This is a genomic window from Roseateles sp. GW823-FHT07B05 (assembly GCF_058794515.1).
Map to the genome: position 1 here is coordinate 208404 of NZ_JBXAGX010000006.1, position 18223 is coordinate 226626.

An 18223-nucleotide genomic window follows, 5' to 3' on the forward strand; every position below is an offset into this window, starting at 1 on the left:
CACGACATGCAAGCCCGCTTCTTCCGCACCGCCGCCCCGGCCCTGGCACTGGGCCTCGCCAGCCTGGCCGCCCCGACGGCCCAGGCGCTGAACATCGTGCTCACCGACGAGGGCGCCGCCCCGATGAGCGCGCTGCAGTTCGCCGCGCTGCGCAGCGCCGCCGACCTCTGGCAGGCGCGGCTCAAGGACGACGTGACCGTCTACCTCGGCGTGTCCTTCGCCAACCTCGGCACCAACATCCTGGGCGATGCCAGCACCCAGAACCTGGCCGTTGGCTACGACACGGTGCGCGAACGGCTGAAGGCCGACCGCACCTCGTCCACCGACGAGGCGGCGGTCGCCTCGCTGCCGCTGGCCACGTCGATGCGCTTTCGCGCGACGCAGCCGGATGGCAGCGTCCGCCTCGACGATGACGGCTCCGCGAACAACGCGCAGCTCTGGCTGTCCTCCGCCAACGCCCGCGCGCTGGGGCTGGACGCGCCCAGCAGCGCCGGCGTGCCGGACGGTCACATCCGCTTCGCGAACGCATTCGCCAGCGGCTTTGCGTACACGCGCACCGACGGCATTGCTGCCGGGCAGACGGACTTCATCACCCTTGCCGAGCACGAGATCGGCCATGCGCTGGGCTTCAAGTCCGGCGTGGACGACATCGCCTTCTGCCGCAGCTCGCCCGACCGCTGCGGCAACCTGCAGAGCTTCGACGACAACGCCTGGTACTCCGTGCTGGACCTGTACCGCTACGGGGCGCCCGGCGAGCGCGACCTGAGCGTCGGCGCCGACACGTATTTCTCGGTGGACGGCGGCGCCTCCGCCATCCAGCCGTTCTCCAACGGCGTGGCGGCGCAGGCCAGCCACTTCGGCGGCAGCGCGATGACGCTGATGCACCCCTACATCATCAGCGGCGTGTCCTACGACACCAGCGACGCCGACCTGCTGGCCATGGACGCCATCGGCTGGAACCTCACCAACCCGGTGCCCGAGCCCGGGACGTATGCGCTGCTGCTGAGCGGCCTGGCCGTGCTGGGCTGGTCTGCCCGCCGCCGCGTCAGCGCTTGAGCAGGCCCAGGCCCTTCAGGTAGTCGCCCTCGGGGAAGCACACCGTCTGCGGGTGGTCGGCTGCGGCCGACAGGCGCTCGACGATGTAGCCGTCCACGCCTGCGTCCAGGCCCGCGCCGGCAACGATCTTGTGGAACAGGTCGGGCGCGATGCCGCCCGAGCACGAGAACGTGTACAGCAGCCCGCCGTCGTTCAGCAGCATGAAGGCCAGCCGGTTGATGTCCTTGTAGGCGCGCGACGCGCGTTCGGCGTGCGCGGCCGTGGGCGCGAACTTCGGGGGATCGAGCACGATGGCGTCGAAGCGCCGGCCTTCCTGCAGGCAGCGGCGCAGCGTCGCGTTGACGTCGGCGTCCCAGGCCTCGTGCCGGCCGGCATCGAAGCCGTTCAGCGCCACGTGCGCGGTGGCGCGCGCCAACGCCGGGCCCGACGAGTCCACGCTAACGACGTGGCTCGCCCCACCGGCCAGCGCCGCGACCGAGAAGCCGCCGGTGTAGCTGAAGCAGTTCAACACCGTCTGGCAGCCGTACTGCCTCACGGCGTCGGCAAAACGCTTGCGGCTGTCGCGCTGGTCCAGGTAGTAGCCGGTCTTGTGGCCTTCGGCGACGTCCAGCGTCAGCTGCCAGTCGTGCTCGCGGATCGTCAGCGCGGTCTCGCCATCGCCGCGCAGCCAGCCGGTCTGCGCGGGCAGCCCTTCCCACTCGCGTGCCTGCGCATCGGAGCGCTCGTACAGCCGCGTGAGGCCGGTCTCGGCCAGCAGCGCGTCGGCAATCACCGCTTTCCAGCGCTCCGCGCCGGCGCTGCCGAACTGCGCCACCAGCGTGTCGCCGTAGCGGTCCACCACCAGGCCCGGCAGGCCGTCGGCCTCGCCGTGGATCAGCCGCCAGGCGTCCGACGCGATCGCCAGCCGCGTGCGCATCGCCACCGCCTGCGCGATGCGGCGCTGGAAGAACGCCGCGTCGATGCGCTCGGCCTCGTCGAAGCTCCAGGCCCGCAGCCGGATCAGCGACTTGGGGCTGAACGCGGCCCAGGCGAGGAAGCAGCCGTCGGCCGACTCCACGCGCACCGTCTCGCCGGCGTCGCCGCCGCCGCGGGCGATGGAGGACTCGAACACCCACGGGTGGCGCTTGACGAGCGAGCGCTCCTTGCCGGGGCGAAGGGTGATTTTTTTCATCGCCGGGCCGTCCCAAGATGAAGAGCACCCCCGTGGGGGGCAGTGGCCGCACAACGTGTGGCCGCGTGGGGGCTGTTGCTTCTCATCGCTGCAGCGTGCCGAAGGCGTAGCTCAGTTGCAAGTGGGTCAGCGGCGTGGACTGGTCGCTGCCGCGGATGGTGCGGAACTGGCCCACGCCGGCGCGCAGCCGCAGCCGCTCGGCCAGTTGCCATTGCGCCCACACCTCGGCCTGCGTCACCGCGCCGCCGCCCACCTTCACGCCGCCGCCGCCGGCCGCGCCGACCAGCCACTCGGCGCCGAGGCGCAGCTTGTTGCCCCACAGCGGGTCGCTCTGCACGCCCGCACCGAACAGGCCGAACGAATAGGCGCCCGCGCTGCCGGCCGCCGCACTGCCCGCTTGCGCCGTGCCGTAGAAGCGCGGCGAGAACTCGCGCGACATGCCGATGGCCAGGTGACTGACGGCCTCCTGCCGGCCGTCCTTGAAGCGCATGCGCGGCAGGTGCATGACGCTGGCGCCCAGCTGCTGCACGCGCACCGTGCCGCCCGGGTCGTCGCCGATCAGCGTGGGCGTGCGGTCCAGCGGCATGCTGAGCGCGGCGCGCACGAAGGGTGCCGTGTACGAGCCGCTGGGCGCGTGCGTGAGGCCGGCGTCCAGCCGCAGCGTCGGGCCCCAGGGCGTGATCCAGCGCAGCGTGGGCCCGGCGCGCAGCAGCCAGCCGTTGCCGGTGTCCACATTGCCGCCGCCGCCCAGGCCGGCGCCCAGCTGCCCGCCCACCCGCAGCCGCGGGTTGCCGAACAGCGACCAGTCCTGGCCGATCTGGCCCAGCACTTCCATGTAGCCGTCCACGCCGCCCTTGGCCGCGCCCGCGGCCTCGACGCCCCACCAGCTGCCGTCGGCGATGTACTGGCGCAGCTCGGCGCCGGCCTTGCCGACCTTGCCCGCGTACGGCGTGCCGCCGCGCGTGCGGCTGGACGGGCGCGGCTTCTCGAAGCCGCCGATCAGCGTGATCTCGTCAAAGCCCAGCCCGGAGCGCCGGCCCGAGCGGCCGGGCCGGCCGGCATCGTCAGGCGAGAAGCTGGTGAAGTCCATCGCGCGGCCCACCGTGAACGCCAGGCCCACGCCGCTCTTCACATTGCCGCTCGGGAAGCGGATCTGCGACAGGCCGACACCCGTGTACCAGGGGCCGTTCTCGGTGCGCAGCGACAGCTCGGGGCGCAGCATCAGGCCGCCGCCGAAGCGCAGTTGCTGCGTCGACAGGCCGCCGCCGGCGCCCACGTACAGGCTGGCCGCCAGGTGCGTGTTGCGGCTCAGGCGCCAACGCCTCTGGCCGGTGAAGCCGACGGTGAAGATGCCGCCGTAGTTGCCCTTGGCCGTGCCGTAGAAGCCGGGGCCGAAGCCCCAGTCGTCGTCGAAGGCCATCAGGTAGCTGACGGACGCGAACGCCGTGCGGCCGCCGTCGGGCATCTTCATGCGCGTCCAGTTGGCCTCGACGGTGGCGGGGCGCAGCGTGTTCAGCCGCGCCGGGTTCGAAAAAGGCGCGTCATCGGGCGTGGCCAGCGCACAGGCCGGCAGCAACGCCATGAGCGTGGCGAGTCGAAGGGTCATTTCTTGGCCCGGGGGTGTGCAGCGTCGTAGATGCGCGCGAGATGTTGGTGATCCAGTTGCGTGTAGACCTGGGTCGTCGTGATGTGGGCGTGGCCCAGCAGCTCCTGCACCGCGCGCAGATCGCCGCTGGACTGCAGCAGGTGCGACGCGAAGCTGTGCCGCAGCATGTGCGGATGCACGTGGGCCGGCATGCCGGCGCTGACCGCGCGGGCGCGCAGCATGGTGCGCAGCGTGGAGCCGGCGACGCGATGGCCGCGCGCGCCGACGAACAACGCCGGCTCACCCGGTGCCGCCAGCTGGCCACGCACCGCCAGCCAGGCCTGCAGCGCCTCGGCCGCGGCACGGCCGAGCGGCGTGCTGCGGCGCTTGCCGCCCTTGCCCAGCACATGGACCTCGCCGGAAGGCAGGTCCACCCAGCCCTCGGCGGCACCGCTGGCCTGCACGTCCAGGCCGATCAGCTCGGCCGCGCGCAGGCCGGCGCCGTACAGCAGCTCCACCATCGCGCGGTCGCGCGCCTCCAGGCGCGAGTCGGCGATCTCGTCCGGCACGTGGCCGGCCAGCTGCACCGCGTCGTCCACGCCCAGCGCCTTGGGCAGCGGCTTGGCCGCCTTGGGCGCCTTCAGGCCGTCGAAGGGGTTCAGTGGCACGCGGCCCTGCTGGCCCAGCCAGCGGTAGCAGCTGCGCCAGACCGACAGCAGCAGCGCGATGGACTTGGGCGCCAGGCCCTCGCGGTGCAGCAGCGCGGCCAGCCGCCGGGCTTGCGCCAGCGTCAGCGCGCGCGCGTCGATGGCCGCGTCGGCCAGCATGCGCTGCAGGCGTTCAAGCCCGTCTGTGTAGATGCGCAGCGTGCGCGGACTCAGGCGCTGCTGCACGCGGGCGTGCTGCAGGAACTCCTGGTAGTCCGCGCGGAGATGAAGCCCCTCGGCCGCCGAGTGCGTCGGCCGGTCCCCCGAGGGGACGGCCGGCCGGCTTGGGGCGGCCCGGCGCTCGGCCGGCTCCATCAGGCCAGCAACCCCGCCAGCCCGGCGCTGGCGATCTCGCCGACGCGGGTCAGGAAGTCCGTGCCCATCTCGGCCGTGTAGCGCGTCGGGTCCGGCGAGCCCAGCACCAGCAGGCCGAAGGGCTTGCCGTCGTTGGCCTTGGGCTGCACGAGCGGGATCAGCGCCAGCGACGTGGCCGTGCCGCCGCTCTCGCTCAGGCCCAGCCAGCGCGCCGCCTCGAAGCCCGAGTTCACGCCGCAGTAGGGCTGGCTCAGGCTGGACGCGAAGCTGCGCACATCGGCGCTGACCGACGCCGCGAACTCGGCGGCCTCATGCGCGGGCGCCACGCCCCACAGGCGCAGGCTGGCCTGCGGGATCATGAACTGGTGGCGCAGCTCGGTCAGCAGCACCTCGGGCAGCTCGGCCGGCGTGCCGGCGGCGCGCATGACGGCCAGCGTCCAGCGGTGCAGCCGGTCGGCGATGGCCACGTTGTCCTGGCCGTTGCGGATCATGTCGACGATGCGCAACTCCAGGCCCTTGATCTTGTCGCGCAGCATCTCGGCCTGGCGCTCCTGCAGCGACACGGCTCGGGCGCCATGCGGGTGCTGCAGTTGCACGGTCGCCAGCAGCGCCGCGTGGCGCTCGAAGAAGCCGGGCGTGGCCGCCAGGTAGTTGGCGATGTCGGTTTCGGTGATGCCTTGCACCGCGTCCGCGGCCGGGTTGGAACTCACAGCGTGATCTCTCCGTCAAAAACTTTCACGGCGGGGCCGGTCATCAGCACCGGTGCGTTGCCGCCCGCCCATTCGATGCGCAGCAGGCCGCCGCGCGTCTGCACTTCCACCGACCGGTCCAGCCAGCCGGCGCGGATGCCCACGACGACCGCCGCGCAGGCACCCGTGCCGCAGGCCAGCGTCTCGCCGGCATCGCGCTCGAACACGCGTAGCGCGATGCTGTCGCGCGACAGCACCTGCATGAAGCCGGCGTTGACCCGCTTCGCGAACCGGGCATGGCGCTCGATGGCCGGCCCCTGCGTCAGCACCGGCGCGGTCTCGACGTCGTCGACGCGCTGCACCGCGTGCGGGTTGCCCATGGACACCACGCCCAGCTCGGCACCCTCGACCGGCCACAGCTCGAAGCCGTTCTCCAGCCGCGGCGTCAGGCCTTGCGCATCGAACGGCAGCGACGCGTGCTCGAACACCGGCGCGCCCATGTTCACGGTCACGCGGCCGTCGTCCTGCAGCGTCAGCAACAGGCGGCGGTTCATCGTGTCGACGTGGATCTCGCGCTTGTCCGTCAGGCCGGCATCGACGACATAGCGCACGAAGCAGCGCGAGCCGTTGCCGCAGTGCTCCACCTCGTCGCCGGTGTTGTTGAAGATGCGGTAGCGGAAGTCCGCGCCGGCGTCCGTGCTGGGCTCGATGACGAGGATCTGGTCGCAGCCGACGCCGAAGCGGCGGTCGCCCAGCCGGCGCATCTGCTCGGTCGTCAGCGTCAGGGGCTGCTTCGTCGCGTCGATGACGACGAAGTCATTGCCCGCGCCGTGCATCTTGGTGAAGCGAATTCTCATGGCGTCGGATTATCGGGGGCGGCCCCGATGTCCAGCCCGCGCGGCTGCTTGTAGCGGTGGTAGCCCCACATGTACTGCCCCGGCGCGCGGCGGATGACGCTTTCCATCGCCGCATTGATGACCGCGGCGGCAGCCTCGGCGGACGCGTCTTTCGCAATCTCCGGCGCCGGCAGCACGTGCACGACGAAGCCCTCGCCGCCGGGCAGCCGCTCGCCCCAGATCAGCAGCAGCGCGGCGCCGGTCTGCTGCACCAGCCGCGCCGCCAGCGTCATCGTGTAGGCCGGCTTGCCGAAGAACGGCGCCCACACGCCCAGGCCGTCGGGCGGCACCTGATCGGGCAGCAGGCCGATGACCTCACCCTTGCGCAGCGCTCGGATCATCTGCCGCACGCCGGCCAACGACGCCGGCGCCGTGGCCAGGCCCGGGCGCTCGCGCGAACCGGCCATCACGTCGCGCAGGCTCGCCTGGCGTGCGGGCCGGTACAGCACGGTGATGGGCGCCTCGGGCGACGTGAAGCGCTCGGCAATCGCCTGCGCGCAGATCTCGAAGCAGCCCATGTGCGGCGTCAGCATGACGAGGCCGCGCTTCTCGGCCAGTGCGGCGGCGATCAGCTCGCCGCCGTCCCAGCGCAGCCGGCCGCCCAGCGGTTCGCGCTTGGTGGCGACCCACAGCCACGGCAGCTCGGCGGCCATGCGCCCGGCCGCGGCGATGGCCGGCCGCGCGTGGCCCCAGGCGATGCCCGCCTGCGCCACGTTGGCCCGAAAGCGCCGCCGGTAAGTCGGCGACGCGACGTAGACCAGCCAGCCCAACAGGCCGCCCAAAGCGTGCAAAAGCGCCAGCGGCCAGCGGGATAAAAAGCGAAAGACCCAGCCCATGTTTTCTATACTGCGCGAATCGCCGAGTTACTGAACAACTTGCGGGGCGATTCATAAATCCCGCTAAAGCGTTCGCCGCACCTCCTGGGGCGTCGGCAACGCCGATCCACAAGCTAACCGGAGTTTAAAAGTGGCGAACGACTTTCTCTTCACGTCTGAATCTGTTTCCGAAGGCCATCCCGACAAGGTCGCCGACCAGATCTCGGACGCCATCCTGGACGCGATCTTCGAGCAGGACCCGCGCAGCCGCGTGGCCGCCGAGACGCTGTGCAACACCGGCCTCGTCGTGCTGGCCGGCGAGATCACGACGAACGCCCACGTCGACTACATCCAGGTCGCGCGCGACACCATCAAGCGCATCGGCTACGACAACACCGAGTACGGCATCGACTACAAGGGCTGCGCGGTGCTCGTGGCCTACGACAAGCAGAGCAACGACATCGCCCAGGGCGTGGACCACGCGTCCGACGACCACCTGAACACCGGCGCTGGCGACCAGGGCCTGATGTTCGGCTACGCCTGCGACGAGACGCCCGAGCTGATGCCCGCGCCGATCTACTACGCCCACCGGCTGGTTGAGCGCCAGGCCCAGCTGCGCAAGGACGGCCGCCTGCCCTTCCTGCGCCCCGACGCCAAGAGCCAGGTCACGATGCGCTACGTGGACGGCAAGCCGCACAGCATCGACACCGTGGTGCTGTCCACGCAGCACGCGCCCGAGTATTCGCTGGGCAACCGCATGACGGACGAGTTCTACGAGGCCATCCGCGAAGAGCTCATCAAGCCCGTGCTGCCCAAGGACTGGCTGACGGCCGACACCAAGTACCTGATCAACCCGACCGGCCGCTTCGTCGTCGGCGGCCCGCAGGGCGACTGCGGCCTGACCGGCCGCAAGATCATCGTCGACACCTACGGCGGTGCCTGCCCGCACGGCGGTGGCGCGTTCTCGGGCAAGGACCCGTCCAAGGTCGACCGCTCGGCCGCCTACGCCGCACGCTACGTCGCCAAGAACGTCGTCGCGGCCGGCCTGGCCCGCCAGTGCCAGGTGCAGGTGGCCTACGCCATCGGCGTGGCCCGCCCGATGAACGTGACGGTCTACACCGAAGGCACCGGCGTCATCCCCGACGACCAGATCGCGAAGCTCGTCAACGAGCACTTCGACCTGCGCCCCAAGGGCATCATCCAGATGCTGGACCTGCTGCGCCCGATCTACTCCAAGACGGCCGCCTACGGCCACTTCGGCCGCGAAGAGCCCGAGTTCACGTGGGAGAGAACGGACAAGGCCGCTGTCCTGCGGGCTGCAGCCGGCCTGTAAAGGCCGCCGGCCGTCCGGCCTGCGGGGCGATGCCCTTGGCCGGACGGCGCCCCGCTTGCGGGCCATTGATCGCCCGCAACGCACACGCCTGAACCCGTTGCCGCCCGGCAACGGGAAGCGTCTCTTGTTGAGGCATGCTGCCCCAGTGTGGTGCCGTGGCGACGCCGACCGCGCGCTTGCGCGGCCGGATGCCCAGTTTTTCGCAGAATCAATTTTATCAATTACGATCGATTGCAGCGAATCGCCTCGGCCGCTAGAGTCATTGGCATGAAACAGGCCGGCAACCCAGCCCGCCCTCAACCAGGATCAGGAGGCAGACGATGAACATGCAATCCCTCAGGATAGGCACGCGGCTGGCATTGGGCTTCGGCCTGGTGCTGCTGCTGCTGGCGGTGGCCGTGGGCCTGAGCTATCAGCAGATGTCCAAGGTGGGTCCCCACATCGACCTGCTCATCGAACTGCAACGCCGCCAGGACGTGGCTCAGGACTGGCGCACGCAGACCCAGCTCAACGTGACGCGCACCGATGCCGTCGCGCGGGCCGGCGGCTCCGGCCCGGTGGCAGAGTTCTTCTCCCCGGTCATCAAGACCACCAGCGGCAAGATCACCGAGCTGCAGGAGAGCCTCGCCAAGGCCGAGGACACCGACAAGGGCAAGGACCTGCTGGAAACGATCGCCAGCTCGCGCAAGGCCTATGTCGACATCCGCAACGGCGTCTTCGCGCAGCTCAAGGCCGGCGAGGCCGATGCGGCGCTGCAGGTGCTGGAGGGCAAGATGCGGCCGGCATCCGACACCTACGTGAAAGCCATCTCCGACATGGCGGACTACCAGGGCGAGCGCGTGCGCGACGAGACGCGCAGCGTGCTGGAGGCCGCACGGCACACGCAGGTGCTGATGGTGGTGCTGTGCGCCATCTGCCTGAGCCTGGGCGTGGCCGCGGCGTGGCTGATCACGCGCTCCGTCGTGCGGCCGCTGCGCGCGGCCATCCATGAGGCCGAGGAAGTGGGCCAGGGCGACCTGTCGCGCAACATCCGCTCCGAGGGCGACGACGAGACGGCGCAGCTGACGCAGACGCTGGCCAGCATGCAGCAGTCGCTGCGCAACCTGGTGGGCTCGGTGCGCCACAACGCCGACGAGGTGTCCACGGCCAGCGCCGAGATCGCGATGGGCAGCAACGACCTGTCGGCCCGCACCGAGCAGCAGGCCAGCGCCATCCAGCAGACGGCGGCCTCCATGGAGCAGCTGTCGGCCACCGTGAAGCTCAATGCCGACAACGCCGGCCAGGCCGACCAGCTGGCCGCCGATGCCACCGAGATCGCGCGCCAGGGCGGCGACGTCGTCGGCGAGGCCGTGCAGCGCATGCGCGGCATCGAGGAAAGCTCGCGCCGCATCGCCGACATCATCGGCACCATCGACGGCATCGCGTTCCAGACCAACATCCTGGCGCTGAACGCTGCGGTCGAGGCAGCCCGCGCCGGCGAGCAGGGCCGCGGCTTTGCCGTGGTGGCCGGCGAGGTGCGCACGCTGGCGCAGCGCTCGGCCGAGGCGGCCAAGGAGATCAAGACGCTGATCGGCGACAGCGTCGAGCGCGTCGAGCAGGGCTCGGCCCTCGTGAACCGCGCCGGCGAGACCATGCAGCAGGTCGTGACCTCCATCGGCCGCGTCGCGCAGATCGTGCGCGAGATCAGCTCGGCCAGCCGCGAGCAGAGCACCGGCGTCAGCCAGGTCGGCGAGGCCATCTCGCTGATGGACCAGGCCACGCAGCAGAACGCCGCGCTCGTGGAGGAAAGCGCCGCCGCCGCCGAGAGCCTGCGGCACCAGGCCGATGCGCTCGTGAAGCTGGTGTCGACGTTCAAGACCTGAACGCCCGCTGACCCCACGTTCGCAGGGAGCGTCACCCGTTCAGGTGAAGCGCCCAGGAAGGGCCCCGGCGGGGCCCTCCTACATTGAACGCACCGTGTCGACCGGAGCGTTTCGAATGACCACCCTGCCCAGGACTCTCCCCGCCCGCAGCCTCGCTGCGGCGCTGCTGTGCCTCGCCGCCCAGGCGGCCCAGGCCGGCTATGTGGCCACGACGACCGTGGACACCGCGGCCTGGACCGCCAATCCGTTCTGGGGCGCCTGGACATCGCAGGACCTGCCGCTGACGACGCTGACGAGCAGCCAGACCACCCCGCTCGTCAACGCGCAGTCATCGCACGCGGAGCAGCTGGGCAGCGTCGTCAACATGGTCGGCGACGGCTCGGCCGTCGTCAGCGTGAGGCCGGGCCTGGTCCAGCTGTCGGCCAGCGGCAGCGGCTCCACCAACGTCGACCCGCGCCCCACCAGCACCCGCGTCAGCCTGGATGCGCAGGGCAGCGCGACCGCGTCGGGCAGCTTCACCGACGGCGTGGTCTGGCGGGCCGCCGGCGTGGCCGACGGCACCGGCATCTGGCTGGACTTCAGCTTCCGCTTCAACGGCAGTTCGCCGGCCGTGACGCAGAACTACGTCGGCGGCTATGGCTGGGGCGGGCTGGACTACCAGTGGCAGGTGCAGCTGGGCAGTGGCGGCCTCTACAGCTCCGGCCAGCGCTTCTACAGCCTCAACAGCGACGGCAGCGTCTTCCAGAACTCGTTCGACTTCGGCACCGTCCACGCCAGCGCCTACGTCGTGCTGGGCAGCAGCGAGCAGCTGCGCATGTGGGCCAGCATCAATGCCAACGGGCACGGCGGCGCCGGCTGCGACAACTGCAGCTGGGTGGTGAACGGCGCCACAGCTGCCAGCGCGGATTTCACGCCCGGCCTGCAGTGGGCCGGCGTCACGGGCGCCAGGCTGGCGGACGGCACGCCGCTCGCGCTGGGTCAGCTGTCGGCCGCCAGCGACAGCGGCTTCCAGTACCTGAACGCCGCCCCGGTGCCCGAGCCGGCCTCACTGCTGATGCTGCTGGGTGGCCTGAGCCTGCTGCCCGCGCTGTCGCGCCGCCGCACGCGATCGGCACGCCGCTGAACCGGCGCGCCGTCAGCCCACGCCGCGCAACGCGTCGTCCAGCACCTCCACCCAGTGCCGCACCGGCTGCGTGGTGCCGCTCTGCAGGTGCTGGATGCAGCCGACGTTGGCCGACACGATCTGCTCGGCCTGCAACGGCGCCAGCGCGGCGAGCTTGCGGTCGCGCAGCTGCTTGGACAGCACCGGCTGCAGCACCGAGTAGGTGCCGGCCGAGCCGCAGCACAGGTGGCTGTCGGTGGGCGCGCAGTCGATGCGAAAGCCCAGCTCGCGCAGCGCCGCCTCCACGCCGCCCTTGAGCTGCTGGCCGTGCTGCAGCGTGCAGGGCGGGTGGTAGGCCAGGCGCTGGCCGGCGCCCGCGCGGTGCAGCCGGCTCTTCAGCGCCGGCACCAGCTCGGGCAGCAGTTCGCTGAGGTCCTTCGTGATCTCGCCGATGCGGCGCGCCTTGTCGGCATAGGCCGGGTCATCGCGCAGCGCGTGGGCGTAGTCCTTCACCGTGGCGCCGCAGCCCGACGCATTCATGACGAGCGCCTCCACGCGCTCGCCCGGGCCGGCCACCAGTGGCCACCAGGCGTCGATGTTGCGGCGCATGTCGGCCAGCGCGCCGGCGTGGTCGCCGAGGTGCTCGCGGATGGCGCCGCAGCAGCCGGCGCCGTCGGCCACCACGCTCTGGATGCCGGCGGCGTCCAGCACGCGCGCCGTCGCGCTGTTGATGTTGGGCGCCATCGCCGGCTGCACGCAGCCCAGCAGCAGCGCCACCTTGCGGTTGAGCTGGCGCGTGGGCCAGTCGTGCGCGGTGGCTGGGGCCTTGGGCGGCACCTTGTCCTGCAACGCCGCCGGCACCAGCGGCCGCAGCGCCTGGCCCAGCTTCATCGCCGGCTTGAACAGCGGCGACGTCAGCCCTTCCTTCAGCAGCCAGCGCACGCGGCGCTCGCCGCCGGGCCGCTCGACCTTGGCGTCGACGACGCGCCGGCCGATGTCCACGAGATGGCCGTACTGCACGCCCGACGGGCAGGTCGTCTCGCAGTTGCGGCAGGTCAGGCAGCGGTCCAGGTGCAGCTGCGTCTCGCGCGTGGGCTCGGCGCCTTCGAGCACCTGCTTGATCAGGTAGATGCGGCCGCGCGGGCCGTCCAGCTCGTCGCCCAGCAGCTGGTAGGTCGGGCAGGTGGCAGTGCAGAAGCCGCAGTGCACGCAGCGCCGCAGGATGGCTTCGGCCTCGGCGCCATCCGCGGTGCCGGCGAATTCGGGGGCCAGGGTGGTCTGCATTCAGAGGTCCGGGTAGAGACGGCCGGGGTTGAAGACGCCGTGCGGATCGAAGCTGGCCTTCAGCCGGCGGTGGATGGCCGCCAGCGGCGCCGACAGCGGCGCGAACACGCCGGGCGTCTTGTCCTGCGCGCGGAACAGCGTGGCATGGCCGCCCACCGCCGCGGCGGCCTCGCGCACGCCGGCCGGCGGCATCGGCGTGACGACCCAGCGCTGCGCGCCGCCCCATTCGATGAGCTGCTCGCCGTGCAGGCTCAGTGCCGGCGCGGTGCTGGGCAGGCTGAGCCGCCACAGCCGCGCGCCACCAGCCACGGCGCGTTCGGCGCCCATGAAGAACTCGTCGCCCTGGTCACGCAGGCCCAGCCAGAACGCACCGGCCAGCTCGGGCGGGATCACGTCGCCGCCCAGCTTGGCGCAAGCCGCCTCGACGGCCGCCTGCGCGCCGGCCAGCCGCAGCAGCAGCGCGCCGTCCCACCAGGCGCTGGCCTCGATGGGCAGCGGCTCGCCGCCCCAGCGGTTGACGGCCATCAGCGCGGCGGCCTGGTCGAACTCGAAGCGCAGCGTGGTCACCGCCGCCGGCAGCGGCATCACCTTCAGCGTCACCTCGGTGATGAGGCCCAGTTGGCCCATCGACCCGGCCAGCACGCGGCTGACGTCGAAGCCGGCGACGTTCTTCATGACGGTGCCGCCGAAGCTCAGCAGCTCGCCCGCGCCGTTGATGAGCACGGCGCCCAGCAGGTGGTCGCGCACCGAGCCCAGCGCCGCGCGGGCGGGGCCCGACAGCCCCGCGGCGACCATGCCGCCGATGGTGCCGCGGCCGCCGAACCGGGGCGGCTCGAACGCGAAGCGCTGGTGCTGCTGCGCCAGCAGTGCCTCGACGTCGAAGACGGGCGTGCCGGCCAGCACGCTGATGAACAGCTCGCTGGGCTCGTAGGCCGTCACGCCGTTCAGCGCCAGCGTGGACAGCGGCTCGCCGACGGGCGCCTCGCCGTAGAAGTCCTTGCTGCCGTGGCCGGTGATGCGCAGCGGAGCGCGCGCGTCGCGGATCTGCGCTTGTAGGTCGGCCAGGTTCAAAACCGCTCCAGCTCGGGGAAGGCCAGCAGCCCGCGCTTCACGTGCATGCGCCCGTACTCGGCGCAGCGGTTCAGCGTCGGGATCTGCTTGCCGGGGTTCAAGGTACCGGCAGGGTCGAAGGCGGCTTTCAGCGCCAGCATCTGCTCGCGCTCCTCGGGGCTGAACTGCACGCACATGGAGTTGAGCTTCTCGACGCCCACGCCGTGTTCGCCCGTCACGGTGCCGCCCAGCGCGACGCTGCGCTCCAGGATCTCGGCGCCGAACAGCTCGCAGCGGTGCAGCTGGTCGGGGTCGTTGGCGTCGAACAGGATCAGCGGGTGCAGGTTGCCGTCGCCCGCGTGGAAGACGTTGGCGCAGCGCAGGCCGTACTTCTTCTCCATCTGCTGGATGTCCAGCAGGATGGTGGCCAGGTGCTTGCGCGGAATGGTGGAGTCCATGCACATGTAGTCGGGGCTGATGCGGCCGCTCGCCGGGAAGGCGTTCTTGCGGCCGCTCCAGAACTTCAAGCGCTGGGCCTCGTCGGCACTGACCTGGCAGCGCGTCGCGCCGCTGGCCTGCAGCACGGCTTCCATGCGGGCGACTTCCTCGGCCACTTCCTCCGGCGTGCCGTCGCTCTCGCACAGCAGGATGGCCTCGGCGTCGAGGTCGTACCCGGCGTGGACGAAGTCCTCGACGGCCGCCGTCATCGGCTTGTCCATCATCTCCAGGCCGGCCGGGATGATGCCGGCCGCGATGATGGCCGCGACCGCATCACCGGCCTTGCGCACGTCGTCGAAGCTGGCCATCACGCAGCGCGCCAGCTGCGGCTTGGGCACCAGCTTGACGGTGACCTCGGTGACGACGGCCAGCATGCCTTCGCTGCCGACCACCAGCGCCAGCAGGTCCAGGCCGGCGGAGTCCAGCGCCTCGCTGCCGAACTCGATGAGCTCGCCTTCCACGGTGAAGCCACGCACGCGCAGCACGTTGTGCAGCGTCAGGCCGTACTTCAGGCAGTGCACGCCGCCGGAGTTCTCGGCGATGTTGCCGCCGATGGTGCAGGCGATCTGGCTGCTGGGGTCGGGCGCGTAGTAGAGGCCGTGCGGCGCGGCGGCCTCGGAGATGGCGAGGTTGCGCACGCCGCACTGCACGCGGGCCGTGCGGGCCAAGGGGTCGATGGACAGGATGCGGTTGAACTTGGCCAGCGCCAGCGTCAGGCCCACCTCGTGCGGCATGGCGCCGCCGCTCAGGCCCGTGCCGGCGCCGCGCGCGACGACCGGCACGCCAAGACGATGGCAGGCCTTCAGCACGGCGCCCACCTGGGCTTCGGTCTCGGGCAGCGCCACAGCCAGCGGGCGCTGGCGGTAGGCGGTCAGGCCGTCGCATTCGTACGGCGTGGTCTGCTCGGCCTGGTACAGCAGCGCGTGGGCAGGCAGCAGCGGCGCCAGCGCGGCGACGAGCTGCTGCAGGCGGGCCTGGCGGTCCAGGCCGGGGGTCTTGTCAGGGGCGTTCATCGCCGGGGAACTGTAGCCCGCTCAGCGCACCAGCAGGGTGAACGGCGGCACGTAGGCCTGCAACGTGACGAACACGCCGACGAGGCAGGCCAGCGCGATGGAGTGGAAGAACACGTAGCGCAGGATGGGGCCCTCGCCGTTCTCCCAGCGCGTGGCCGTGGACGCCACGACGATGGACTGTGCGTCGATCATCTTGCCCATCACGCCGCCCGAGCTGTTGGCGGCGCCCATCAGGTTGGGGTTCAGGCCCAGCTGCTCGGCAGCCACCTTCTGCATGCCGCCGAACAGCACGTTGCTGGCGGTGTCGGAGCCCGTCATCGCCACGCCCAGCCAGCCCATCAGCGTGCCGAAGAAGGGGTACAGCACGCCGGTGTTGGCGAAGGCCAGGCCCAGCGTCGTGTCCAGGCCGGAGAAGCGCGTCAGCGTGCCCAGCGCCAGCATCAGCACGATGGTCAGCAGCGACGTGCGCACCAGCCACACGGTCTGGCCGAAGCACTTCACGAGGCCGCCGAAGCGGTAGCCCATCACCAGCCCGCCGACGACGGCCGCCAGCAGGATGCCCGTGCCGGTGGCCGACAGCAGGCCGAACACGTACTCGGCCGCCTCGGCCGTGGGCTTGGGCACCACCGGGGCGACCTTCTCCACCAGCTTGTGCAGCCCGTCGATCGGGAACTTGGGCGCGAAGATGCCGTTCAGCGCCGTCTTCGTGGCCGGCAGGCCCCAGACGAAGACGAACACGGTCAGGATGACCCAAGGCGTCCACGCCTTCACAACGGCCGCGCGGCTGTGCACGACGGCCTTGCGCGCGGGCTTCGCCTCGCCGCCGTCGTGCTCGTGGTTCTTCAGCGACACCGACGTCCACACGCGGCGGGGCTGCCACACGCGCAGGAAGGCCACCAGCGCGACCATCGAGCTCATCGCCGCGATGACGTCCACCAGCTCCGGGCCGATGAAGTTGCTGACGAGGTACTGCGGGATCGCGAACGACAGGCCCGTGACAAGGATGGCGGGCCAGATCTCCCACATCGCCTTGCGGCCGGCGAACGCCCAGATCAGCCAGAACGGCACCAGCAGCGAGAAGAACGGCAGCTGGCGGCCGATCATGCCGGACACGGCCATCAGGTCGTAGCCGTGCACCTTGGCCAGCGTGATGACCGGCGTGCCCAAGGCACCGTAGGCCACCGGCGCCGTGTTCGCGATCAGCGACAGGCCCGACGCCGCCAGCGGCGAGAACCCGAGGCCGATGAGGATGGCCGCCGTGACGGCCACCGGCGTGCCGAAACCGGCCGCGCCCTCGAAGAACGCGCCGAACGCGAACGCGATCAGCAGCAGCTGCAGCCGGCGGTCCTCGGTGATGCCGGCGATGGAGTCCTGCAGCACCTGGAAGCTGCCGTTCTTCTCGGTCAGCTGGTGCAGGAAGATGATGTTGAGCACGATCCAGCCGATGGGCAGCAGGCCGGTGAGCCCGCCCAGCACCGCCGCGCGCCCGGCCATGCCGGCCGGCATGCCGAACGCGAACACCGCGATCAGGAAGGCGCTGGCCAGGCCGGCGGCGGCAGCCACATGGGCCTTGAGGTGGAACACGCCCAGCCCCAGCAGCATGACGACCACCGGAACGGCGGCCACCAGCGTGCTGAGCAGCATGTTGTCGAAGGGGTTGTAGACCTGTTGCCAGACCATCGTTGTCTCCAGTTTTTTTGTGAGTGCTTGAACTGGGGCGCGATGGTGGGTGCGCAGGCCATGGGGCGGCGTGAATCCTCCTGCGCTGTCGCGTGAAGAAATTTCAGCCGCGGAGTCCGACACAGGGTTGGCACGGGGGCCGAGCGCCGGGCCGCCCCAAGCCGGCCCGTCTGGCGATGTGCGAGCGGCTCAACGCCGCGAGCATCGCCGTCCCCTCGGGGGACCGACCGGACTCGCCCGCGTTCAGCGGCGCGAGGCCGGGCGAGGGGCTGCAGGCGCTACGCCAGCGCGCGCGCCAGCCACTCCACAAACGCGGCGCACTCCCAGCGCTCCAGCGTGCCGGGCTTCCAGCAGATGTAGTGGTGGAAGTTGGACGGCACCGTGCGCGGCGACAGCCGCACCAGCCGGCCGGAGTCCAGCCACGACGCGCCCAGCTTCATGCGCATCAGCGCCACGCCGAAGCCGGCGGCCGCGGCGTCCAGCACCAGGCCCAGGTCGTTGAACTGCGCGCCGCCGCGTGGCTCGTCCAGATGCAGGCCGTGGGCCTCGAACCACGTGCCCCACGGTGCCAGCGGGCTGCGGATCAGGTGCACGCGGCGGAAGTCGGCCTCGTTGTCGAAGCCGTCGAACGGGCCGTGCTGGTGCAGGTAGTCGGGGCTGCAGACGGGACTGAGGTCGTCGGTCAGCACGCGGCGGCTTTCCAGCCCCGGGTACTCGCCGCTGCCGAAGCGGATCTCCAGGTCGGCGTCCTCCGACTTCACGTTCGCCAGCGGAATGGCCACCTGCATGACCAGTTCCACCTCCGGGTTGGCATGGCGGAACAGCGCCAGCCGCGGCAGCAGCATCTGGCGCGAGAACGTCGGCGTGACGGCCAGCCGCAGCCGCGCGCCCTGCGGCCGCACGCCGTCGGCGCCGGGGATCTTCTGCAGCGCGGCCAGCCCCTGGCGCACCGACGGCAGGTAGGCCCGGGCCTCCTCGGCCAGCACGAAGTCGCGACCGAACAGCTTGAAGCCCAGCTGCGACTCCAGCTGCCGGATGCGGTGGCTGACGGCGCTGGGCGTGACGGCCAGCTCCTCCGCCGCGCCGCTGACGCTGCGCAACCGCGCCACGGCCTCGAAGGCCTGCAGGCACTGGATGGGCGGGATGCGGGGCGCGGCCATGGCGTTG

15 protein-coding genes are annotated in these 18223 nt (G+C 71.2%); 4 read left to right on the forward strand and 11 right to left on the reverse strand.

All coding sequences use genetic code 11. The annotated features are described in order from the left end of the window. The first annotated feature begins 6 nt into the window (after positions 1 to 6). On the forward strand, positions 7 to 1056 hold the full coding sequence (locus tag AC1Q7O_RS15245; RefSeq protein WP_492657945.1) for an NF038122 family metalloprotease: 1050 nt from the start codon (positions 7 to 9) through the stop codon (positions 1054 to 1056). On the opposite strand, the gene AC1Q7O_RS15250 is transcribed toward AC1Q7O_RS15245, so the two are convergent. The 6 genes from AC1Q7O_RS15250 to AC1Q7O_RS15275 all read right to left on the reverse strand — a co-directional run bounded on the left by AC1Q7O_RS15250 (position 1046) and on the right by AC1Q7O_RS15275 (position 7255). Next, positions 1046 to 2227, reverse strand: a complete 1182-nt coding sequence (locus AC1Q7O_RS15250) for a class I SAM-dependent rRNA methyltransferase (RefSeq protein WP_492657946.1) — start codon at positions 2225 to 2227, stop codon at positions 1046 to 1048. The genes AC1Q7O_RS15245 and AC1Q7O_RS15250 overlap by 11 nt on opposite strands. Positions 2228 to 2309: 82 nt before the next feature. Then, on the reverse strand, positions 2310 to 3833 hold the full coding sequence (locus AC1Q7O_RS15255) for a hypothetical protein (RefSeq protein WP_492657947.1): 1524 nt from the start codon (positions 3831 to 3833) through the stop codon (positions 2310 to 2312). After that, a complete protein-coding gene (locus AC1Q7O_RS15260) occupies positions 3830 to 4834 on the reverse strand; it encodes a tyrosine recombinase XerC (RefSeq protein WP_492657948.1) in 1005 nt (334 codons plus the stop codon). The genes AC1Q7O_RS15255 and AC1Q7O_RS15260 overlap by 4 nt, the downstream gene beginning before the upstream one ends. Continuing rightward, the gene (locus tag AC1Q7O_RS15265; protein WP_492657949.1) at positions 4834 to 5544 is read right to left on the reverse strand and encodes a DUF484 family protein; all 711 of its coding nucleotides are present in this window, start codon (positions 5542 to 5544) and stop codon (positions 4834 to 4836) included. The genes AC1Q7O_RS15260 and AC1Q7O_RS15265 overlap by 1 nt, the downstream gene beginning before the upstream one ends. Beyond that, on the reverse strand, positions 5541 to 6380 hold the full coding sequence (gene dapF, locus AC1Q7O_RS15270) for a diaminopimelate epimerase (protein WP_492657950.1): 840 nt from the start codon (positions 6378 to 6380) through the stop codon (positions 5541 to 5543). Before dapF ends, AC1Q7O_RS15265 begins: the two co-directional genes overlap by 4 nt. Further along, positions 6377 to 7255: a lysophospholipid acyltransferase family protein gene (locus tag AC1Q7O_RS15275; RefSeq protein ID WP_492657951.1), complete on the reverse strand. Its 879-nt coding sequence runs from the start codon at positions 7253 to 7255 to the stop codon at positions 6377 to 6379. Before AC1Q7O_RS15275 ends, dapF begins: the two co-directional genes overlap by 4 nt. Before the next feature lie 130 nt (positions 7256 to 7385). Here AC1Q7O_RS15275 and metK point away from each other — a divergent pair, with 130 nt between their 5' ends. The 3 genes from metK to AC1Q7O_RS15290 all read left to right on the forward strand — a co-directional run bounded on the left by metK (position 7386) and on the right by AC1Q7O_RS15290 (position 11552). Then, complete coding sequence (metK, locus tag AC1Q7O_RS15280) at positions 7386 to 8567, forward strand: methionine adenosyltransferase (RefSeq protein ID WP_492657952.1); 1182 nt, start codon at positions 7386 to 7388, stop codon at positions 8565 to 8567. Between the two features lie 320 nt (positions 8568 to 8887). Then, positions 8888 to 10429 carry a methyl-accepting chemotaxis protein gene (locus tag AC1Q7O_RS15285; RefSeq protein WP_492657953.1) on the forward strand — a complete coding sequence of 514 codons (1542 nt, stop codon included), beginning with the start codon at positions 8888 to 8890 and terminating at the stop codon, positions 10427 to 10429. A gap of 115 nt (positions 10430 to 10544) precedes the next feature. Continuing rightward, a complete protein-coding gene (locus AC1Q7O_RS15290) occupies positions 10545 to 11552 on the forward strand; it encodes a hypothetical protein (RefSeq protein ID WP_492657954.1) in 1008 nt (335 codons plus the stop codon). Between the two features lie 12 nt (positions 11553 to 11564). Here AC1Q7O_RS15290 and glcF read toward each other — a convergent pair whose 3' ends face one another. From glcF to AC1Q7O_RS15315, 5 genes are all read right to left on the reverse strand, one after another. Continuing rightward, positions 11565 to 12815 carry a glycolate oxidase subunit GlcF gene (gene glcF / locus AC1Q7O_RS15295; RefSeq protein WP_492657955.1) on the reverse strand — a complete coding sequence of 417 codons (1251 nt, stop codon included), beginning with the start codon at positions 12813 to 12815 and terminating at the stop codon, positions 11565 to 11567. Then, positions 12816 to 13886 carry a glycolate oxidase subunit GlcE gene (gene glcE / locus AC1Q7O_RS15300; RefSeq protein WP_492657956.1) on the reverse strand — a complete coding sequence of 357 codons (1071 nt, stop codon included), beginning with the start codon at positions 13884 to 13886 and terminating at the stop codon, positions 12816 to 12818. Continuing rightward, positions 13883 to 15376 carry an FAD-linked oxidase C-terminal domain-containing protein gene (locus AC1Q7O_RS15305; protein ID WP_492657957.1) on the reverse strand — a complete coding sequence of 498 codons (1494 nt, stop codon included), beginning with the start codon at positions 15374 to 15376 and terminating at the stop codon, positions 13883 to 13885. Before AC1Q7O_RS15305 ends, glcE begins: the two co-directional genes overlap by 4 nt. 21 nt (positions 15377 to 15397) lie before the next feature. Then, on the reverse strand, positions 15398 to 17056 hold the full coding sequence (locus AC1Q7O_RS15310; RefSeq protein ID WP_492657958.1) for an L-lactate permease: 1659 nt from the start codon (positions 17054 to 17056) through the stop codon (positions 15398 to 15400). Between the two features lie 278 nt (positions 17057 to 17334). Further along, the gene (locus AC1Q7O_RS15315; RefSeq protein WP_492657959.1) at positions 17335 to 18216 is read right to left on the reverse strand and encodes a LysR substrate-binding domain-containing protein; all 882 of its coding nucleotides are present in this window, start codon (positions 18214 to 18216) and stop codon (positions 17335 to 17337) included. Positions 18217 to 18223 lie beyond the last annotated feature (7 nt).

Excerpts from the sequence above, each read along its gene's own strand:
- AC1Q7O_RS15245 (WP_492657945.1), top strand. The coding sequence starts at position 7 with ATGCAAGCCCGCTTCTTCCGCACCGCCGCCCCGGCCCTGGCACTGGGC.
- AC1Q7O_RS15250 (WP_492657946.1), bottom strand. The coding sequence starts at position 2,227 with ATGAAAAAAATCACCCTTCGCCCCGGCAAGGAGCGCTCGCTCGTCAAG.
- AC1Q7O_RS15255 (WP_492657947.1), bottom strand. The coding sequence starts at position 3,833 with ATGACCCTTCGACTCGCCACGCTCATGGCGTTGCTGCCGGCCTGTGCG.
- AC1Q7O_RS15260 (WP_492657948.1), bottom strand. The coding sequence starts at position 4,834 with ATGGAGCCGGCCGAGCGCCGGGCCGCCCCAAGCCGGCCGGCCGTCCCC.
- dapF (WP_492657950.1), bottom strand. The coding sequence starts at position 6,380 with ATGAGAATTCGCTTCACCAAGATGCACGGCGCGGGCAATGACTTCGTC.
- AC1Q7O_RS15275 (WP_492657951.1), bottom strand. The coding sequence starts at position 7,255 with ATGGGCTGGGTCTTTCGCTTTTTATCCCGCTGGCCGCTGGCGCTTTTG.
- AC1Q7O_RS15285 (WP_492657953.1), top strand. The coding sequence starts at position 8,888 with ATGAACATGCAATCCCTCAGGATAGGCACGCGGCTGGCATTGGGCTTC.
- AC1Q7O_RS15290 (WP_492657954.1), top strand. The coding sequence starts at position 10,545 with ATGACCACCCTGCCCAGGACTCTCCCCGCCCGCAGCCTCGCTGCGGCG.
- glcF (WP_492657955.1), bottom strand. The coding sequence starts at position 12,815 with ATGCAGACCACCCTGGCCCCCGAATTCGCCGGCACCGCGGATGGCGCC.
- AC1Q7O_RS15305 (WP_492657957.1), bottom strand. The coding sequence starts at position 15,376 with ATGAACGCCCCTGACAAGACCCCCGGCCTGGACCGCCAGGCCCGCCTG.
- AC1Q7O_RS15310 (WP_492657958.1), bottom strand. The coding sequence starts at position 17,056 with ATGGTCTGGCAACAGGTCTACAACCCCTTCGACAACATGCTGCTCAGC.
- AC1Q7O_RS15315 (WP_492657959.1), bottom strand. The coding sequence starts at position 18,216 with ATGGCCGCGCCCCGCATCCCGCCCATCCAGTGCCTGCAGGCCTTCGAG.